The following is a 16,132-nucleotide window of genomic DNA, read 5'->3' as shown; positions in this document are numbered from 1 at the left end:
GCGACCGTGCGCGGTCAGGCCTGCCGACGCAGCCGGTCGGCCTCGGTACGGGCCCGGGTGGCCTGCCGTTCGGCGTCGGCGAGGGCGTCGGCGCGTTCGGCCTCCTCCCGTTCGGCCTCGCGGTGGGCCCGTTCGGCGAGGGCCAGCCGCCGGGCGCTGCGGCGGACCTGTTCGACGGCGCGGCGGTGCTCGGCCGCCCGGAGCTCCCGGGCGTCGGCGGCCTGCGCGGCCTCGTGGTCGGCGGCCTCCCGCTCTGCGGCCCGCGCGGCCTCCCGCTCTGCCGCCCTCCGGTCCACGGCTCTCCGGTCCGCGGCTTTCCCGTCCGCGGCTTTGCGGCCCGCGACGACGCTCGGGCCGTCGGAGGCGCCGGGCTCGGGGAGGGGCGCGGTGGTGTCGAGGGCCGTGGCGAGGCGGCCCGCGGCGAAGGCCCCGGCCGCGTCGCGGTCCGCCAGGACGGCCCGCAGGGTCTGCTCCAGGTCGCGCAGCGCGGGCTCGCCGGGAGCGTGCCCGGCTTCGGCGGCCGTCCGGCGGGCCCGCTCGGTGAGCGCCGTGACCAGGTGGTGGCGACGGGTGGAGAGCTCGCGCAGACGGGCGCCCGCCTGGTCGCGTTGGGCGGCGCGCAGGGCCTCGCCCAGCTCCAGCAGCGGGCCGATCTGCTCGGGGTGGGAGCGGACCAGGAGATTGGCCAGCCAGGCCCCCCGGGTGGGCCGCCGCAGGCCGTGCACCCGGGCGGCGAGCGCCCGGTCGCCCTGTCGGCGGGCCAGCGCCGCGGCGGTGTCACGCCTGGCGGTGAACTCCTCCGGCGGGAGCGCGTACAGCTCGTCCGCCACGGTGTCGAAGTCCATGCGGCAGCTCCCCGGAGGAGGCCTGGGCCGCGGGGGAGACCGGGCCCGGGCGGTGGGGCCACCGCCCACTCGCAGGGTAGGGGCTGCGAGGCCGGCCTGTTTGGCCGTGGGCCGGCCGGGCAGGCGAGGCCGCATGACGCTGTTCGTCCACGTCGCGGCCGGCCGGCCGCCGGAAGGAGTCGGCACCAGATGACTACGCGCACCCGGGTGACCACCGCCGTCCCCGCCGAACTCCTGCTCCCGGACGCGGGCCGGATGCCCGTCCGGTCGACCTGGCACTACGACTGCGGCGACCCGTTCGCCGTGCACGTGGACTTCGACGTCGAACCCGGCGTCTCGGAGCACTGGACCTTCGCCCGCGACCTGCTCGCCGAGGGCCTGGACGTGCCGGCCGGCTACGGCGACGTGCTGATCGAACCCGAGGCGGGCCACCAGCACGTCCTGCTGATCCTGCGCGGTGTCGACGGCTCGACCGCCCTGCTGCGGGCCGGGTGCGCGGGCCTGGAGGAGTTCCTGCGGCGCAGTTTCGCCGGCGTGCCGGCCGGGTGCGAGCAGTACCGGGCGGACCTCGACGACTGGATCCGTGCCGCGCTGGAGGGCGACGGTCCGGACGGCGACGGTCTGGAGGGCGACGGTCTGGACAGCGGCGGGCAGAGGCCCAGCGGTCACCGGTAGGAGCGGGGAGGTCCGGTCGGGACGGATCTCACCGGCTCCCGGCGGGTCGAACGGCCCGGACCGGGCATACGCGGCGGGACGAACTCCCGGAAGGAGACTCCCGCATGCTGATCCTCGGAGTCCTGCTGCTGGCCGCGACCGGTGCGTTCACCGCACTGCTGGTCGCCGGCAACCTCGACGGCGGAGCCGACTACACGGTGACGATCCTCGGCAGTGATCTCGCCACCATGAGCAGCCTCGCGATCTTCCTCGCCGGCATCGCCCTGACCCTGCTGTTCGGCCTCGGATGCCTGCTCGCCCTCGCCGGTGCCCGTCGGACCCGTCGCCGGTCGACGGAGCTGCGCTCGGCCCGGGCGTCGGCCGGGGTCCGCGCTCCGGCCCGCGCCCGGACGTACGACCGGACGGTGGACCCGGTGGCCGGTGCGGTTGGTCCGGCCGCGCGGCCGCCCGCGGACCTGACGCCGGACCGGGAACCGGGCCGCGCACCGGACGCGTCGCAGGTCGCCGGACCGGACGCCGACGCTGCCGCGCAGCAGCCCGCGCACCAGCCGACGCCCGACCCGGTCCGGCGGCGGCACGGCATCGTCCACCGGCTCGGGCGCTGACGGGCCCGCCGCCCGCCGGGCGCGTTCCACCGGATCGGTTCGGCGCCGGCGGGACACCCGACCGGTGTGTCCCTCATCAGAACCTGCGCCCGTCCCCTGCCGGCCACGGTGTCCCCTTGCGACGGCGCCGGGGCGCTGCGGCGGCCGGAACGCGCCGAGCCCGGCGCCGAACCGGTGGTCCGCTCGCCGACCCGCCTGCCGGGACTCCCCGGCCGTGGCGCCCGGCAGGTCGGCGGGGCCGGTCAGTCGGTGGGCGCGGTGACCGTCTCGGCGGGGCCGAACTCGCTGAAGGCGGCGCTGTTGACGAACGGGGTGCCGCGGAGTTCGCCGCGCTGCTCGAAACGCAGGACGTGGTTCTCCCCGTCGAGCCAGAGGTCGCACCGGAAGGACTGGACACCCTTCCCGCCCATGGACTTGGCGGTCCGGGCGTCGACGGTGGTGATCTGCTCGGTGGTCAGCTCCCCGGCGAGGTGGTACACCGGGCCCTCCGTCCGCTGTTCGACGTCCTTGAGCGCGGCCGGGCCACCGGCGGCGATCAGCCTGGCGTAGCCGGCGTAGTCGGCGGCCGGGGCCTCCGCGGCGCGCGGCAGCTTGACCCACCCGGTGGTGCCGGGGACGCCCCTGCTGTACATGGCGTCGGCGGTCATCACGCTGTCCACGGAGAGCGCCCGGCCGGCGCCGCCGGCGTCGGCCGCCTCGATGTGCAGGCGCCCGGTGGCCGGACCGTTGACGTTCATCCGACCCGTCATCAGGACCCCGGACGCGCCGCCGATCGTGGTCTCGGCCTTCATCGTGGTGGCGTAGGGCTTCCCCGGGGTCGTCGTGAGCGCGGAGACCCGCTCGAACGCGGCCTGGTCCACGGCCGTGGTGGACGCCGTGGACGCGGTGGACGCCGCCGCGCTGGACCCTGCCGGTGGGGCGGGCGGGGCCGAGGGGGCGGTCGAACAGCCCGCCAGGGCGGCGAACAGCACGGCCCCGGCGAGGGCGGCGGTGGCGGAGGTGATGCGGCGCTGTGGCGCGGACATGGTGCGGTGGACTCCGATGATCTTCGAGGTGATCACGGCAGCCTGCCACATTCGATCATGCGACCGCAGCTCGAATGAACGTGCGCCGAGGCGGGCTCAGCCAAAGGTTCGGGTCAGGAGAACCTTAGGGCTTCCTTAGACGGGCCGTCGGCCGGCCTCCCGGCCCCGAGGCTGCTCGTACGCTCTCCGTTGTCGGCCCAGGCCGGCGGTGGTCGTCGCCGATCAGCACGCTCTCGATTCGGAGGATCCCATGACGTTCCCGCTTGAGTACGAACAGCCCCGGCCGGGCCTCCGGCGCCGCCGGGTCACCCTGCTGACCGTGGCCGGTGGGTTCGTGCTCGCCGCGGCCGCGCTGATCGGCAGGTCCGGCGCTCCCGCCCGGGCCGCGGCCGTCGGCCCCGCCGCCGGCTGAGCCGCCGTCGGACAGGCCGCGGTCGAAGCCGTGCGGGGCGGCGAAACGCTCCGAGGCGACGGTCACAGCAACCCGAACACGATCCGGGCGCCGGTCCGCGTGCTGGTTCTGGCTCCCGTCACGCCCGGCCCGGGGCGGCGGCGGTGCCTCCGGCACGGTCCTGCCGGCTCCTTCCGCCCGACCGGGCCAGGGCGGTGGACCGGTCGGCGGACGCGGTCGTCCCGACGGTCACCGCCGCGAGCTCCGCGACGACGTCGGTGAGCGAGCCCCGGCAGGCGAAGGCGGCCCGCTGCCGGTCGGCGCCGGTGCCGGCCGCCACCGTGCGGGCGGCGAGCCGCCGGGCCAGGCCCAGGTCGCCGAGGGCGTCCAGCCCGGGTGCGGCGTGCTCCAGCAGGTCTGCCAGCAGGAGCGGAGCGGGCCGCGACCGCCCGGTGAACGCGTCGACGCCGTCCGCGGACAGACCCACCCGGGCGGCCCGCCGGTGCGCCCTGCACAGGGCGTCCTCCGCGACGGGCCGCATCGGCGCTCCCGCCGCCTCCTCGCGCAGCGACATCTCGACGAGCGCGCGGACGAGTACGGCGAGCAGCACGGTGACGTCCAGGTCGGCGTTGACGTCCGCCACCCGCACCTCCAGCGTCGGCAGGTGCTCGGACGGGCGGGAGTACCAGTAGACCATCCGCCGGTCCAGCAGCACGCCGGAGGAGACCAGCGCCTCGACGGTCCGCTCGTAGCCGCTCTCGTCCAGCAGCGGCGCCGGTCCGACGGTCGGCCACCGGCCGTAGCAGAGTGTCCGGGAACTCGCGACGCCCCGGTCCCGTCCCTCGCAGAAGGGGGAGTTGGTGGTGACGGCGTGCAGCACCGGCAGCCAGGGCCGCAGCCGGTTGCCCACCGCGAGCGCCTCGCGGCGGCTGAGGTCGCCGACGTGCACGTGGCAGCCGCACATCTCACCGCCGGGCTGGTCCGCCACCGGCCCCATGTGCCGGGAGATCCGGTGGTAGCGGGCGCCGTCCGAGACCGGCAGCGGGTGGGGGCTCGGCAGGACCGGCGTGCCGGAGGCCACCAGCAGGCAGCCGGCCCGGCCGGCCGCCGCGGCGAGGGCGTGCCGCATCGAGGCCAGCTCGGCGCGGAGCTGCTCGGGGGTCTCGACCGGCGGGGTGCAGCCCTCGACCTGGGTGGCGCAGAACTCCGCTTGCGCCCGGTCCCCGAGGGTCATGGCCGCGTCGGCGAGGACCTGCCCGGCGCGCGGGACGCAGACCCCGGTGACCGCGTCCACCAGGACGAACTCCTCCTCGACCCCGAAGCGCAGGGGCCGGGTCGGGTCGGGCCGCGACGCAGGCCGGGCTGGTGCGACCAAGGGTCCGGTCCTCCTCGTCCGCTCGGCGCCGGCTGGATGGGGCGAGTCCGCTGCCTGGAGCGCCGTTCCGGCCGGCGCGGCCGGGACGCCCACGGGTGCATCGCCGCGGATCGGGTGTGGGCCCACGTCTGGCGCGTGCCCACCCGGGCGGCGGTCGAAACGGTCAGCCGGGCCGGTTGACCGTCCGGGGTCGTACGTGCGGCGGTTCCAGAACGTGGCAGCCGTGTGCGGCCAGCCGGCCGCGGACCCGGTGCGCCTGCGCGTCGTCCAGGCTGAACACCCACGAACCGGGGACCAGCACGACGCCGAAGTGGCCCGCGGCCGCGTGCTGCACCAGCTCCTCCAGCCGTGGCAGGGGGTCGAACGACCGGCACCCGTTGTCGATGAAGACCACCGGCTCGGGAAGTCCGATCCGGACGGCGTGCCGGCTGAGCATCTCCCGGTGCGCGCGCATCTGCCAGGCGTCGGCGGGATAACAGCGCAGGTAGGAGGCGGACCTCGTGCCGGTCGGATAGGGGTGGGCGATCCTCATGGATGGGCTCCTCGTGGAGCGGGGACCGCTAGGGTGCGGGCCTCCGCAGGCTCCGTCCGGGACCGTTTCCGTCGGCGGTGTGGGCGCGCGAGAGCGGGTGGGCGGAGTTCCGGCTCGCCGGTCCGGTGCGCGGGGGAGAGCACCTGCGGTTGCTGCCGGGGGCGCGACCTGGACCTCCTCGCGGCCCGCCGGAGGCGGGGAGCAGGTCACGTTGCGTGCGGTGCCCGGTCGGGGCGGGGCCGCCGCGGATGGCGCTGGCCCGTCGCTGCCGGGTGGTGTCCACGCGGGGCAGCGGCGGCCGGGGACGGAGGTGACCGGGGGTGGCGGTCGATGCCGGCGTGGGGCCGGCAGCCGTCGTCCAGAGCCTCAGTGTGAACCGGCCCCCGGTTCGTGTCCAGACCGGATTGCGGAGCACCCGGTCACCCAGCGTGTCCCCACCCGGCTCCGATCAGCCCTGGTCAGCCGCCAGGGGCCGGGTTGAAACCTGTGGCGGGGCGCCGATTCTCACCCGTCTCGGTCGTCACGCTCTCGGAGCCGTCACCCTCCTGGGCGGACCGGCCCGCGCGGGCGAGCTCGCCCGCCGGGTACGGCGTCCGCTTGCTCCCGTCGCGGAGACGGCGGTGGAAGTCGCCCAGCACCACGGCGGTCGGGCCGTGGCTGCCCAGGAGCTCGGCGGCGGCCGCCGGGACGCCGTCCGGCCGGACGCCCTCCGTCCAGCCGCGCACGAACCGGCGGCGGTCCGGGGCGGCGGCGTCGCCGAGCGGCAGGTGGTGCAGGAGCTGGTGGGCCGCCATGTGGACGCGGTCGTAGTGGCGGTGCCGGGCGAAGAACTCCGCCTCGTCCGGCGAGAGTTCGAAGTGCGAGCTGAGGGCCAGACCGAAGTCGGAGAAGTAGATCCGGTGGCCGTCGGTGAGCAGGTTGCGGAAGTGCGCGTCGAAGTGCAGCATCCCGTTGGCCCGCAGGAAGGCGGCGCCCTCGGCGAGCTCGCGGTCGACCCGCAGGTGGACGGCGGGCTCCTGCCCGGCCAGCCAGGCGTCCAGGGTCTGCGGCAGGTGTTCGAGGAAGAGGACGATGCTCGCCGTGGAGTCGCGGATCGCCTCCAGCCGGCCGCGCACCGCCGGCGAGCCGTCCCAGTACGCCACCGCCTCGTCCAGGCCGCCGAACATGCCGTACGGGTCGGCCTCGGCGGGGCAGTCGGGCAGGACGCGCCAGTGGTGGAGCAGCGGGAAGCCCTGGTACCGGTCGGCGAGCACCCAGTTGGTGGTCATGGTGTGCGCGGCCAGCTCGCGCCAGGCGCCGAAACCCGCGGAGCCCACGCCGTACTGGTAGTAGCCGGGCAGGCCGAAGAGGTTGGCCGTGGACATCACGTGCTCCGGCCGCCGCTCCAGATGGGTGAGCGCGACCTTCTTCGCGAACACCGTCACCCCCGCGACCTCCAGCACCGCGGTGGTGCCGCCGAGGCCGGAGCCGGCCGAGGCCGCGTCGTCGAGCAGCCCGGCCAGCCGGCGGTCGCTCAGCAGGGCGAGCCCGGTGGCGGCCGCCGCGTGGGCGTCGAGCCGGGCGGTGCGGTCGAGGGACGGGGGCATCGGGGTCCTTCGGGCCGGGGATGGGCGTTCGGCCCACCCTGCCAGCTGACGGCCGCGGACGGGCGGAATATCGGGGTCGCGCGGTCCGGCGGAGCGGGTGCCGCCGCCCGGCCCGGCCCGGTCCGGACGGGGTGCGGGTGCGGGCGGACCTGGCGGCCGGCCCGGTGGCCGGGAGCTCAGGGATCGCCGCCGGTGCGCCGGAGCCGCTCGGTGAGGAACGCACGCTCGACGGTGTTCTCGGTGAGCAGCAGGGCCTCCTGGTAGCCGGCCCGTGCCTCGGCGGTGCGGCCGAGGCGGCGCAGGAAGTCGGCCCGGGCCGCCGCCAGGTAGCCGTAGCCGGCGAGTTGGGGTTCGGCGGCCAGGGCGTCGAGGGCGCTGAGCCCGGCCTCCGGTCCGTCCGCGAAGCCGACCGCGACGGCCCGGTTCAGGGCGACCACCGGGGACGGCCACAGCTGGACCAGCAGGTCGTACAGGGCCCGCAGCTCCCGCCAGTCGGTCTCCGGCCAGCTGGGGGACTCGGTGTGCACGGCGGCGATCGCCGCCATCAGCGCGAACCGGCCCGGCGGGCGGCGGCGCAGGGCCTCGCGGACCAGGGCGACGCCCTCCTCGACGGCGGGGCGGTCCCACCGGGTGCGGTCCTGCTCGGCGAGCAGCAGCAGGCGCCCGTCGTCGGCGACCCGGGCCGGGCTCCGGGCGTCGGTCAGCAGGATCAGGGCCAGCAGGCCGGCCACGTCGGCGTCGGCGGGCAGCAGGGCGCGGAGCATCCGGGCCAGGTCGAGCGAGCGTTCGACCAGGTCGCGGCGGACGAGGTCGTCGCCGCGGGGCGCGGTGTGCCCGGTGGTGAAGAGCAGGTGCACCACCGTCAGGACCGCGTCGACGCGCTCGGGGAGCTCGTCCTGCTCCGGCACCCGGTAGGGGATCCGGGCGGTGGCGATCTTCTTCTTGGCGCGGGTGATCCGGGCCGCCATGGTCGGTTCGGCGACCAGGAACGCCCGGGCCACCTCCGCCGTGGTCAGCCCGCACAGCAAGCGCAGGGTGAGCGCCACCCGGGCCTCGGGGGAGAGCGCCGGGTGGCAGCAGGTGAAGATCAGGCGCAGCCGGTCGTCGGCGACCACCCCGCTCCCGGGCCCCGCCGGGGGCTGCCCGCCGATCGGCTCGCCGGTCCGCTCGAAGGTCCCTTCGCCGATCAGCAGCGGCAGCGAGCGGCGCAGCGCCTGCTCCCGGCGCAGCCCGTCCAGCGCGCACCGGCGGGCGACCGTGGTGAGCCACGCCCCGGGGTTGCGCGGGATGCCGCGCGCCCCCCAGGTCGCCAGCGCCCGGGCGTACGCCTCCTGGACGCACTCCTCGGCCAGGTCGAGGTCGCGCGTCACGCGCACCGTCGCGGCGAGCACGAAGGCCCACTCGCGGCGGTGCGCCTCGGCGACGGCGGCGACGACCGGCGGGTCGGGCCTCACGGGGTGCTCCTCGGCCGGGTGCCAGCCGTCAGTCCAGGACCCGCACCGGGCGGACCTCGACGCCGCCGAACGGCGCCGGGACCTGCCTGGCGACGGCGATCGCCTCGTCGAGGCCGTCCGCCTCGATCAGGTAGAAACCGCCGAGCGCCTCCTTCGTCTCGGCGAAGGCGCCGTCGGTGACGGTGACCGTGCCGACCGCGTCCGTCCGGACCGAGGTGGCGGTGGAGGTGGGGTGCAGGGCGTTGCCGCCGCGCAGCGCGGCGGCGTTCGCCTCCCCGAACGCCCGGTGCTCCTTGAGCATGCGGTCCGCCAGCTCCTGGCCGCCGTCGGCCCAGGCCGACTCGTCCTCGTAGATCAGGATCAGGTACTGCGCCATGACGCGCTCCCATCTCGCCCGGCCCGCGGATCGGGCCGCCTACTGATACCGACGGGCGGCGGGCGGCCGGATCGACAACGGGCGCACAGCAATTCTCGCGCCGCGGGGCGGACGCCGGCTCCCCGGCCGGTCCGCGTCCCCTCCCGTGTCCCCGGGCCAACCCGTGACATCCGTGTCCCCGGGGCGTCACGGGTGGCCCGGGGTGTCACGGCCGGGCGGGGGCCTGGGCGCGGAGGCCGTCGATGATCAGGCGCAGCCCGTACGCGAAGTGCGTGGCGTAGTCGGAGCCGGTCAGGACGGGCTCGGCGGCGGCGAGGTGGGGGTAGCGGTCGGGGGTGATCGCGGCGCGGAGGCGTTCGGCGTCGGGGGGCTGCTGCTGCGCGCCGTGCGGCAGGGCGGCCTGCTCCTCCAGCGTGTGGCCGATCGTGAAGTGGACGATCGCGTAGGCGGAGCGGGCCGCGTCGGCGGCGCCGAAGCCGGCCCCGCGCAGGGTGCCCACCAGGGCGTCGGCGAAGCCCAGGGTGTTCGCGCCGGTGGAGTGGGTGCCCGCGTAGACCCGGGCTCCGTCGCGGTGGCGGAGCAGGGCGGTGCGCATGCGGTGGGCGAGCGCGGTGAGCTGCGCGGGCCAGTCGGGGTGTTCGGCGCGGCCGGTTCCGGGGGACGGGGGGTCGGCGCAGCCGGCCAGCATCCGGTCGGCGAGCTCGGCCAGCAGGTCCTGCTTGGTGGCGAAGTAGCGGTAGAGCGCCCCGGCCTGGACGTCCATCGCGTCGGCGAGGCGGCGCATGGTCAGGGCGTCGAGGCCGACCTCGTCGAGCAGGGCGAGGGCGACCTCGACGGTGCGGGCGCGGTCCAGGCGGGGCGGACGGCCGCGGGTACGGGCGCCGGAGGCGGCGGGGTCGGGGCTTGCGGGAGAGCTCATATCCATGACTATAGTGAACAACGTTCACGTGAACGGCGTTCACTTAATCCCGAACGGAGGACAGATGGTGACGGACACCGACGTGGCGGTGATCGGCGCGGGCCCGACCGGGCTCATGCTCGCCACCGAGCTCGCCCGGGCCGGCGTACGGGTCGAGCTCATCGACCGCCGCACCGAGCGGCACCCCCACTCACGGGCGCTCACCCTGCACCCGCGCAGCCTGGAACTCCTGGACCAGCGCGGCTGGGTCGACCGCTTCCTCGCCCACGGCCGCACCCTCCCCGGCTGGCACTTCGCCGGCCTCGACACCCCGCTCGACTTCACCGCCCTGGACACCAGCCACCCGCACACCCTGTTCCTCGCGCAGAGCAGGACCGAGGCCGTGCTGGAGGAGCGGGCCCGCGACCTGGGCGTCCCGGTCCGGCGCGGACACACCTTCCTGGGCCTGCGGCAGCACGCCGACGACGGAGTGGAGGTCGACGTGCGCGGCCCGGAGGGAGGCGCGCGGACCGTCCGCGCCCGCTACGTGGTCGGCTGCGACGGCGGGCGCAGTCCCGTCCGGGAGGCCGCCGGCATCGGCTTCCCCGGCCGGGCCGAGACCCTCACCGGCATGCTCGGCGACTTCGCCACCGTCGCCCCGGACGCCGTCGACCGGGCGAAGGCCGGCGGCGTCCTCGCCGTCCCCCTGGAGGCCGGGCTGACCCGGATCGTCCTGCTGGACCCCGAACGGATGCGGGTGCCCGGCACCGAGCCGGTCACCGAGGACGAGCTGCGCGCCGCCCTGGTCCGCGCCTGCGGCAGCGACCTCGGGATCGCCGAGCCGCGCTGGCTCTCCCGCTTCGGCAACGCCACCCGGCTCGCCGACCGCTACCGGGCGGGCCGGGTGCTGCTCGCCGGGGACGCCGCGCACATCCACTTCCCCGCGGCCGGGCAGGGCCTCAACGCCGGACTCCAGGACGCCGTCAACCTCGGCTGGAAGCTCGCCGCCGAGATCGCCGGCTGGGCGCCGCCGGGCCTGCTCGACTCGTACCACGACGAGCGCCACCCGGTCGGCCTGGCGCTCACCGCCGACACCGAGGTGCAGACCCTGCTCTGGGAGCTGACCCTGGTGCCCCGCTACCAGCGGCCCGCGGCGGCCCTGCGGGAGCTGCTGGACGGACTGCTCGGCATCGCGGAGGTCAACCGGCGGCTGGCCGGGGCGGTCAGCGCCGTCGACACCCGGTACCCGCCGGCCGACTCGCCCGCCGACTCGCCGGCCGACGCGCTGGTCGGCCGGCGGATCCCGGACGTGCCGCTGACGGCACCCGGCTCACCGGCGACCCGCGTCCACGAACTGCTGCGCGCCGGTCGATTCGTCCTGCTCGGTCTCGGCGCCGACCCGCGGCCGGCCCGCGGTCCGGGGCCGCGACCGGACCTGGCCGAGGAGGTCCGCCGGCAGGGCTGGGCCGACCGGGTCGACACCCTCACGCCCGTCTCGTACGGCGGGCACCCGCTGCTGGACGGCGTCACCGAGGTCCTGGTGCGCCCGGACGGCCATGTCGGCTGGGCGACCAGGACCGCCGATCCGCTGCGCCGCCGCGCCGAGCGGACCCGCGCGCTGACCGCCTGGGCGGGGACGCCCTCGGCGGGCGGGGCTCGCAGCGCCCGGACGGCCGCCGCGACCGGCTGAGACCGGTCAGCGCGGCGTCCCGAGGTCCAGCGTCCACATCGGGCCCGCGGCCCCGGTCGCCGTGCCGAGCCCGGCGGCGGTGAACCGGCAGTCGAGCAGGTTGGCCTGGTGGATCGCGCCGTCCATCCAGTCGTTCACCAGGTCGCCCGGGGACTTCTTGCCGCGGTCGAGGTTCTCGCCCCAGCGACTCCACTGGTACCCGGCGGCGCTCAGCCGGTCGTCGGGCTCGTCGCCGTCGGGCCCGGTGTGGTCGAAGTAGCCGCGCGCGGCCATGTCCTCGGAGTGCTTCTGCGCGGCCGCGTGCACCTTGGGGTCGACCCGCAGTGCGGGGCAGCCGTTCTGCGACCGCTTGGCGTTGACGAGGTCGAGGAACTGCTGCTCGACGCTGCGCTGGGTCGGGCTGGGGCTCGGGCTCGCGCTCGGGCTGGCGGAGGCGCTCGGCGTCGCCGTCGGGCTGGGCGTGGGGGAGGGGCTCGGGGTCGGCGAGGGCTCGACCGGCGTCTCGACGGCGCTGGTGGCGACCGCCGGTGCCGAGGGGGCGGGCGGGGCCGGCCGCGGGTCCGGGCCGTCCTTGCCGTCGGGCAGGACGAGGACGGCCACGGTGACGGCGAGCGCACCCGCGATCACCACCGGCTTGACGGCCCGCGGCAGGCGCGGGTGCGGCACCGCCCCGGACGTCCCCGGATCGCCGGGCCCGGCGCCGGAGCCGGACGCGGACCCGGAGCCGGGCGCCGGCCCGGACCCGCTGCCGCCGGCACCGCCCGCGCTCGTGCCGGCGCTCGCACCGGCGCCCGGGTCACCGCCCGGCGGCAGTGACCACGCTGTGGGCAGGTGCCCCGGCCACAGGTCGTGCGTCGGTATCACCAGGCCGATGCCCGCGAGGAGGCCCTCGGCCGGCATCAGGTCCCGCTGGTGGCCGGAACAGATCGCGCAGGTGCGGGTGTGCCGGGCTATGCGCTTGCGCCACAGGGCGCTGGGGCTGCCGTCCCAGGGGGTGACGAGCGAGGTGAGCTCCGGGCAGCGCGGGTCGGCCGCGAGTGCCCGGACCACCACCCGGCCGAGCTCCAGCTGCTCCTTCATCCGCTGCACCCGGACGGCGGCGTGCTGGCGGGACAGATCGAGGGCGGAGGCCAGTTCCTCCCGGGTGAGCTCGCCGGCGGTCTCCAGCCACCAGAGCGAGAGCAGGTCGCGGTCGCCGTCGTCCAGCCAGCGGGTGGCCTCGGCGACCTCCTTGCGCTGACCGGAGAGGCCCAGCCGCAGGATCGTGAGCCCGACGAAGTCGGAGCCCGGGTCGGCGACCTCGCGGGTGCCCTCCAGGGTGTCCAGGGGCGCGGCGGCGGTGCTCTGACGGGTCGTCCAGCGGCGCCGGACCTCGTTCATGGCGACGGCGACCAGCCAGGACCGGAAGGAGTCGGGGTCGCGCAGCCCGGGGAGTCCGCTGACCACCCGGACCATGGTCTCCTGCACCACGTCGTCGACCTCGCTGTGGCCGTTCATCGCCCGGCCGACGACGTTGTAGAGCAGCGGGAGGCAGGCGGCGAGCAGCCTGTCCCGCGCGTCCTCGTCACCGGACTGCGCGGCGACGACCACCGCCGTCCCGACCTCAGTGTCCACGTACATCCGCTGTCCTCACTCGTCCGGCCGTCGAGTCCCCGTGAGCCGGAGACCCGGGCGGGCCGGGAGGATCACAGAAATTGCGCGGCGGATTCCTCGACCGGATCGGGAGGGCCCCGACCCGCCGGTCACGCGGGTCGCAGCCCGCGTTCGGGTCGTGGCCGGGCCGTTCCGGCTGGATGACGAGGGTAGCGGTGGCGTCGTCGCAGGTCGCAGGGGGCTACCCCGGTGGGGCGCGGTCGGCGTCCGGGCCCGTGCGGCGGGCGGACCGTACGAGTGCCGACCGATCCGGTGGGGCACCCGGACGGATCGGAGCAGGATCGACGGACCGGAGCAGGGCGGACGAACCGGACCGGTGTGGACGGAGGACGCGCGGGACGGGAGGGGAGCGCGGCTCAGGTGCCGGCGGTGTGGTCCAGCCAGCGCAGCAGCGCGGCCCGCTCGCCCGGGGTGGCCGGGTGGGCGGCCGGTCCGGCGGCCCAGTCACGCAGGCGCTCGACGGTGGCCGGGGTGAGGTCGAGGTAGAGCCGCCAGTGCGACCGGTCGTGGCAGCCGGGGTCCTCGGGCTCCTGACAGTGGTGGCAGTGCGTGAAGTACGCGTCCACCAGGCGGAGCGCGGTGGCCTCATCCGTCATGAACTGGGACTCCTCGGTCGCATCGCGGCACCTCCGGTCACCCGGGGGCGGGACGCCCCCGGTCCCTCCAGCCTGCGTGAACGGTCCGCAGTTCCGCGCGGGACCGACGGCCCGCGTCGGCGGGACCAAGGGCCCGGACGGGGTACGGTCCCCCGGCCCGCCGCGCCGCGCGGCTCACCCCGGAGGGACACCCCGCGCACGCCACCCGCGCCCGAGCCGGGCCGCCCAGAGCGCGTGCCCGGCCAGCGCTCCCGCGAAGACCGAGAACCCCACCCCGATCAGCCAGGACTGCACCACCAGGACCGTCCCGATCGACCCGTACGAGAGCGCGCTGGAGACGATCAGCGGCGAGAACACCAGCCGGGAGAAGACCCGAAGCCCCACCAGCGCGCCGACGGTCGCCAGCGCTCCAGGGAACAGCGAGCCCCACGGCACCCGGCCGCCCAGCAGCAGCCACTGGATCCACCAGAAGAACGCCACCCCGCCGCCGATCGTGACGGCCAGCCGCAGCGACGGCTGACCACCGGTGTGTTCCAGCGGCACCGCGCTCCAGGCGGCGGCCAGCAGGAAGCCGATCAGCCCCGCCAGGCCGACCGCCTGCCGCCACACCGAGTGCCAGGCGGCCGCGCCCAGCCCCCAGATCCGCTCGTAGCCGGCCTGGAGGCACGACATGAAGGAGACGCCGAAGACCGCGGCGACGGCGAGGCTCAGCGCCGTCGCGGTGCCCAGGACCCGGCGCGGCGAGGAGAACAGCTGCCGGACGGCGTCGGCCGACCGCCCGGACAGGCCGAGCCCGTCGACCACCCAGCCCGCGAAGCCCGTACCGTGCACCGGGGAGGCCGCCGCGACCACGATCAGCAGCGGGACCAGCGTCACGAAGCCCAGGGCGGCGAACCCCATCGCCCGCCGCATCAGTTCGACCTCGCGCCCGCTCTGCCAGACGACCGACAGCAGGATCCGCACCCGCATCCGCATCCGCGCCCGGGTGGGCGGCACGCCGGTGGGAGTGTCCGTCACCATCTGCCTCACCACCTCCCGCTCGACCGGGCCTCCCGACCGGTCCGGCCGGGCGACCGGGCGGGCCGTCCGGAGTCGGGCGGCCCCGGTTCCGAGGGCGCCCTCGCGCGGCGCCTGCCCGAAGCCGTGGCGTTCATGTACGCCCGTGGCCCGGCCGTTCGCCGAGGTGGGGCGCCGACGGGCACGGGCCGACGCTTGGCCGGACGGCCGTCACCCTACCCAGGCCCCCCGCCCGACCGCGCCCGGCTCGCCGGGCGGGGCGCCGCCGGAAACCGGTACCGGGGGGCGTACGGGAGTGAACGGCGGGCCGAGCGGACGACCCACCCCCCTGCCCGACGGGGTGACCGTCGGGCAGGGGGGCGGGGTCGTCCGGGGGCCGGCACCGGACCCTCGCGGGGCTGGTCCGCGAAGGGCCGGGCGGGCCCGGGCGGTCACCCTTCGGGCGCCAGCCGCGGGGCGGTCCGGGGGAGGAGCGCCCCGGCGCCCTCGACGAAGCGTCCGAGCCGCGCCAGCCGTACCAGCCCGGCGGACCCCGCCCGTACCCGCCGGCGGGAGGCACGGACCAGGGCGACCCCGCCGCCGCGCTGCGGTGCCGCGGCGACCGGTCGGCGGCGTACCGCGGCGGTCGGCGCGGCCGACGGCTCGGCGGACCGGGGGGCGGGCACCAGGCCGGTGGGGAGGTCACGAAGCGTCATCAAGGTCTCCGTCTGCTGGACCTGGGAGCAGCGGGCGATGCTCCCGCGACCAGCAAACGCGCCGCGCTCCGCGCGATCAATGCGTACCCGTCACCCATTGCCGCGCCGGAACCCTAGGTACCGGCCTGCCGGCGGAGCCGGGGGAGGGGCTCGCGGGTCCGTCGCCGGGAGGCGAGTCTGCCCGGTTTCGGAGGCCCGGTCTGCGAGGATTCCCGGGCACCGCGGCCCGGACGTCGTGGTCCGGGCACGTCTGGTCGAAGGAGGGTTCATGGCGGGTCAGTTCGAGGCCACGGTCGAGGTCGACCGGCCCATCGAGGAGGTCTTCGCGTTCCTCGCCGACGGGGGGAACGACCCGAAGTTCAGTCCGCGCGTGCTGCGGATCGAGAAGGCGCCGCCCGGCCCGACGGCCGTCGGCACCGTGTTCACCAGCACGGTCAAGGACGCCGGGATGAAGACCGGACGGCAGTTCCGGATCACCGACCTGGTGGCGCCGACCACCGTGCGCTGGGCCGAGATCTCCAAGAACATCGTGACGGCCACCGCCGGCGGCTACGACCTGGAGGCGCTGGGCGGAAACCGCACCCGGGTGCGGATCTTCAACACACTGGAGGGCCACGGCCTCGGGAAGCTGCTGGTCGGCTTCGCGCTGAGCGCCGCGCGCAAGGACGCCGACGCCTTCGGGCAGCGGATCAAGGCGGCGGTCGAGGCCTCCTGACCCG

17 protein-coding genes are annotated in these 16,132 nt (G+C 76.4%); 5 read left to right on the top strand and 12 right to left on the bottom strand.

Going from position 1 to position 16,132, the window contains the following annotated elements; all coding sequences use genetic code 11:
- Window positions 1-14 precede the first annotated feature (14 nt).
- Window positions 15-845: a hypothetical protein gene (locus tag ACIOFR_RS21525; protein WP_400999598.1), complete on the bottom strand. Its 831-nt coding sequence runs from the start codon at window positions 843-845 to the stop codon at window positions 15-17.
- A gap of 189 nt (window positions 846-1,034) precedes the next feature.
- Here ACIOFR_RS21525 and ACIOFR_RS21520 point away from each other — a divergent pair, with 189 nt between their 5' ends.
- Complete coding sequence (locus tag ACIOFR_RS21520) at window positions 1,035-1,520, top strand: SsgA family sporulation/cell division regulator (protein WP_400999596.1); 486 nt, start codon at window positions 1,035-1,037, stop codon at window positions 1,518-1,520.
- Window positions 1,521-1,624: 104 nt separating this feature from the next.
- Window positions 1,625-2,125 (top strand): hypothetical protein, encoded by a 501-nt coding sequence (locus ACIOFR_RS21515; RefSeq protein WP_400999594.1) that lies wholly within the window; start codon window positions 1,625-1,627, stop codon window positions 2,123-2,125.
- Window positions 2,126-2,367: 242 nt separating this feature from the next.
- On the opposite strand, the gene ACIOFR_RS21510 is transcribed toward ACIOFR_RS21515, so the two are convergent.
- Window positions 2,368-3,201 carry a hypothetical protein gene (locus ACIOFR_RS21510; protein ID WP_400999592.1) on the bottom strand — a complete coding sequence of 278 codons (834 nt, stop codon included), beginning with the start codon at window positions 3,199-3,201 and terminating at the stop codon, window positions 2,368-2,370.
- Window positions 3,202-3,400: 199 nt separating this feature from the next.
- On the opposite strand from ACIOFR_RS21510, the gene ACIOFR_RS21505 reads away from it, so the two are divergent.
- Window positions 3,401-3,562, top strand: a complete 162-nt coding sequence (locus ACIOFR_RS21505) for a hypothetical protein (RefSeq protein ID WP_400999590.1) — start codon at window positions 3,401-3,403, stop codon at window positions 3,560-3,562.
- A 118-nt stretch (window positions 3,563-3,680) separates the two neighbouring features.
- Here the strand turns inward: ACIOFR_RS21505 and ACIOFR_RS21500 are convergent, their stop codons facing one another.
- From ACIOFR_RS21500 to ACIOFR_RS21475, 6 genes are all read right to left on the bottom strand, one after another.
- Window positions 3,681-4,916, bottom strand: coding sequence for a glutamate--cysteine ligase (locus ACIOFR_RS21500; protein ID WP_400999588.1), 1,236 nt, complete (start codon window positions 4,914-4,916; stop codon window positions 3,681-3,683).
- A 163-nt stretch (window positions 4,917-5,079) separates the two neighbouring features.
- A complete protein-coding gene (locus tag ACIOFR_RS21495; protein WP_400999586.1) occupies window positions 5,080-5,448 on the bottom strand; it encodes a hypothetical protein in 369 nt (122 codons plus the stop codon).
- 458 nt (window positions 5,449-5,906) lie between these two features.
- A complete protein-coding gene (locus ACIOFR_RS21490; RefSeq protein WP_400999584.1) occupies window positions 5,907-7,034 on the bottom strand; it encodes a protein kinase family protein in 1,128 nt (375 codons plus the stop codon).
- A gap of 176 nt (window positions 7,035-7,210) precedes the next feature.
- A complete protein-coding gene (locus ACIOFR_RS21485) occupies window positions 7,211-8,488 on the bottom strand; it encodes an RNA polymerase sigma factor (RefSeq protein WP_400999582.1) in 1,278 nt (425 codons plus the stop codon).
- 28 nt (window positions 8,489-8,516) lie between these two features.
- A complete protein-coding gene (locus ACIOFR_RS21480) occupies window positions 8,517-8,864 on the bottom strand; it encodes a YciI family protein (protein WP_400999580.1) in 348 nt (115 codons plus the stop codon).
- A gap of 205 nt (window positions 8,865-9,069) precedes the next feature.
- The gene (locus ACIOFR_RS21475; RefSeq protein ID WP_400999578.1) at window positions 9,070-9,783 is read right to left on the bottom strand and encodes a TetR/AcrR family transcriptional regulator; all 714 of its coding nucleotides are present in this window, start codon (window positions 9,781-9,783) and stop codon (window positions 9,070-9,072) included.
- 64 nt (window positions 9,784-9,847) lie between these two features.
- Here ACIOFR_RS21475 and ACIOFR_RS21470 point away from each other — a divergent pair, with 64 nt between their 5' ends.
- The gene (locus tag ACIOFR_RS21470) at window positions 9,848-11,452 is read left to right on the top strand and encodes an FAD-dependent monooxygenase (protein ID WP_400999576.1); all 1,605 of its coding nucleotides are present in this window, start codon (window positions 9,848-9,850) and stop codon (window positions 11,450-11,452) included.
- A 6-nt stretch (window positions 11,453-11,458) separates the two neighbouring features.
- Here the strand turns inward: ACIOFR_RS21470 and ACIOFR_RS21465 are convergent, their stop codons facing one another.
- The 4 genes from ACIOFR_RS21465 to ACIOFR_RS21450 form a co-directional block, all read right to left on the bottom strand.
- Window positions 11,459-13,072, bottom strand: a complete 1,614-nt coding sequence (locus tag ACIOFR_RS21465) for a sigma-70 family RNA polymerase sigma factor (RefSeq protein ID WP_400999574.1) — start codon at window positions 13,070-13,072, stop codon at window positions 11,459-11,461.
- A gap of 389 nt (window positions 13,073-13,461) precedes the next feature.
- Window positions 13,462-13,701, bottom strand: coding sequence for a hypothetical protein (locus ACIOFR_RS21460; RefSeq protein WP_400999572.1), 240 nt, complete (start codon window positions 13,699-13,701; stop codon window positions 13,462-13,464).
- Between the two features lie 174 nt (window positions 13,702-13,875).
- Window positions 13,876-14,721 (bottom strand): ribonuclease BN, encoded by an 846-nt coding sequence (locus tag ACIOFR_RS21455; protein ID WP_400999570.1) that lies wholly within the window; start codon window positions 14,719-14,721, stop codon window positions 13,876-13,878.
- A 428-nt stretch (window positions 14,722-15,149) separates the two neighbouring features.
- Window positions 15,150-15,413, bottom strand: coding sequence for a hypothetical protein (locus ACIOFR_RS21450; protein ID WP_400999568.1), 264 nt, complete (start codon window positions 15,411-15,413; stop codon window positions 15,150-15,152).
- Window positions 15,414-15,681: 268 nt separating this feature from the next.
- On the opposite strand from ACIOFR_RS21450, the gene ACIOFR_RS21445 reads away from it, so the two are divergent.
- Window positions 15,682-16,128, top strand: coding sequence for an SRPBCC family protein (locus ACIOFR_RS21445; protein ID WP_400999566.1), 447 nt, complete (start codon window positions 15,682-15,684; stop codon window positions 16,126-16,128).
- The last annotated feature ends 4 nt before the right edge of the window (window positions 16,129-16,132 follow it).

This window comes from Kitasatospora sp. NPDC088346 (assembly GCF_044740765.1).
GTDB lineage: Bacteria > Actinomycetota > Actinomycetes > Streptomycetales > Streptomycetaceae > Kitasatospora.
The sequence above is the reverse complement of the archived record's forward strand: the minus strand, read 5'-3'. Positions and strand labels throughout refer to the sequence as shown.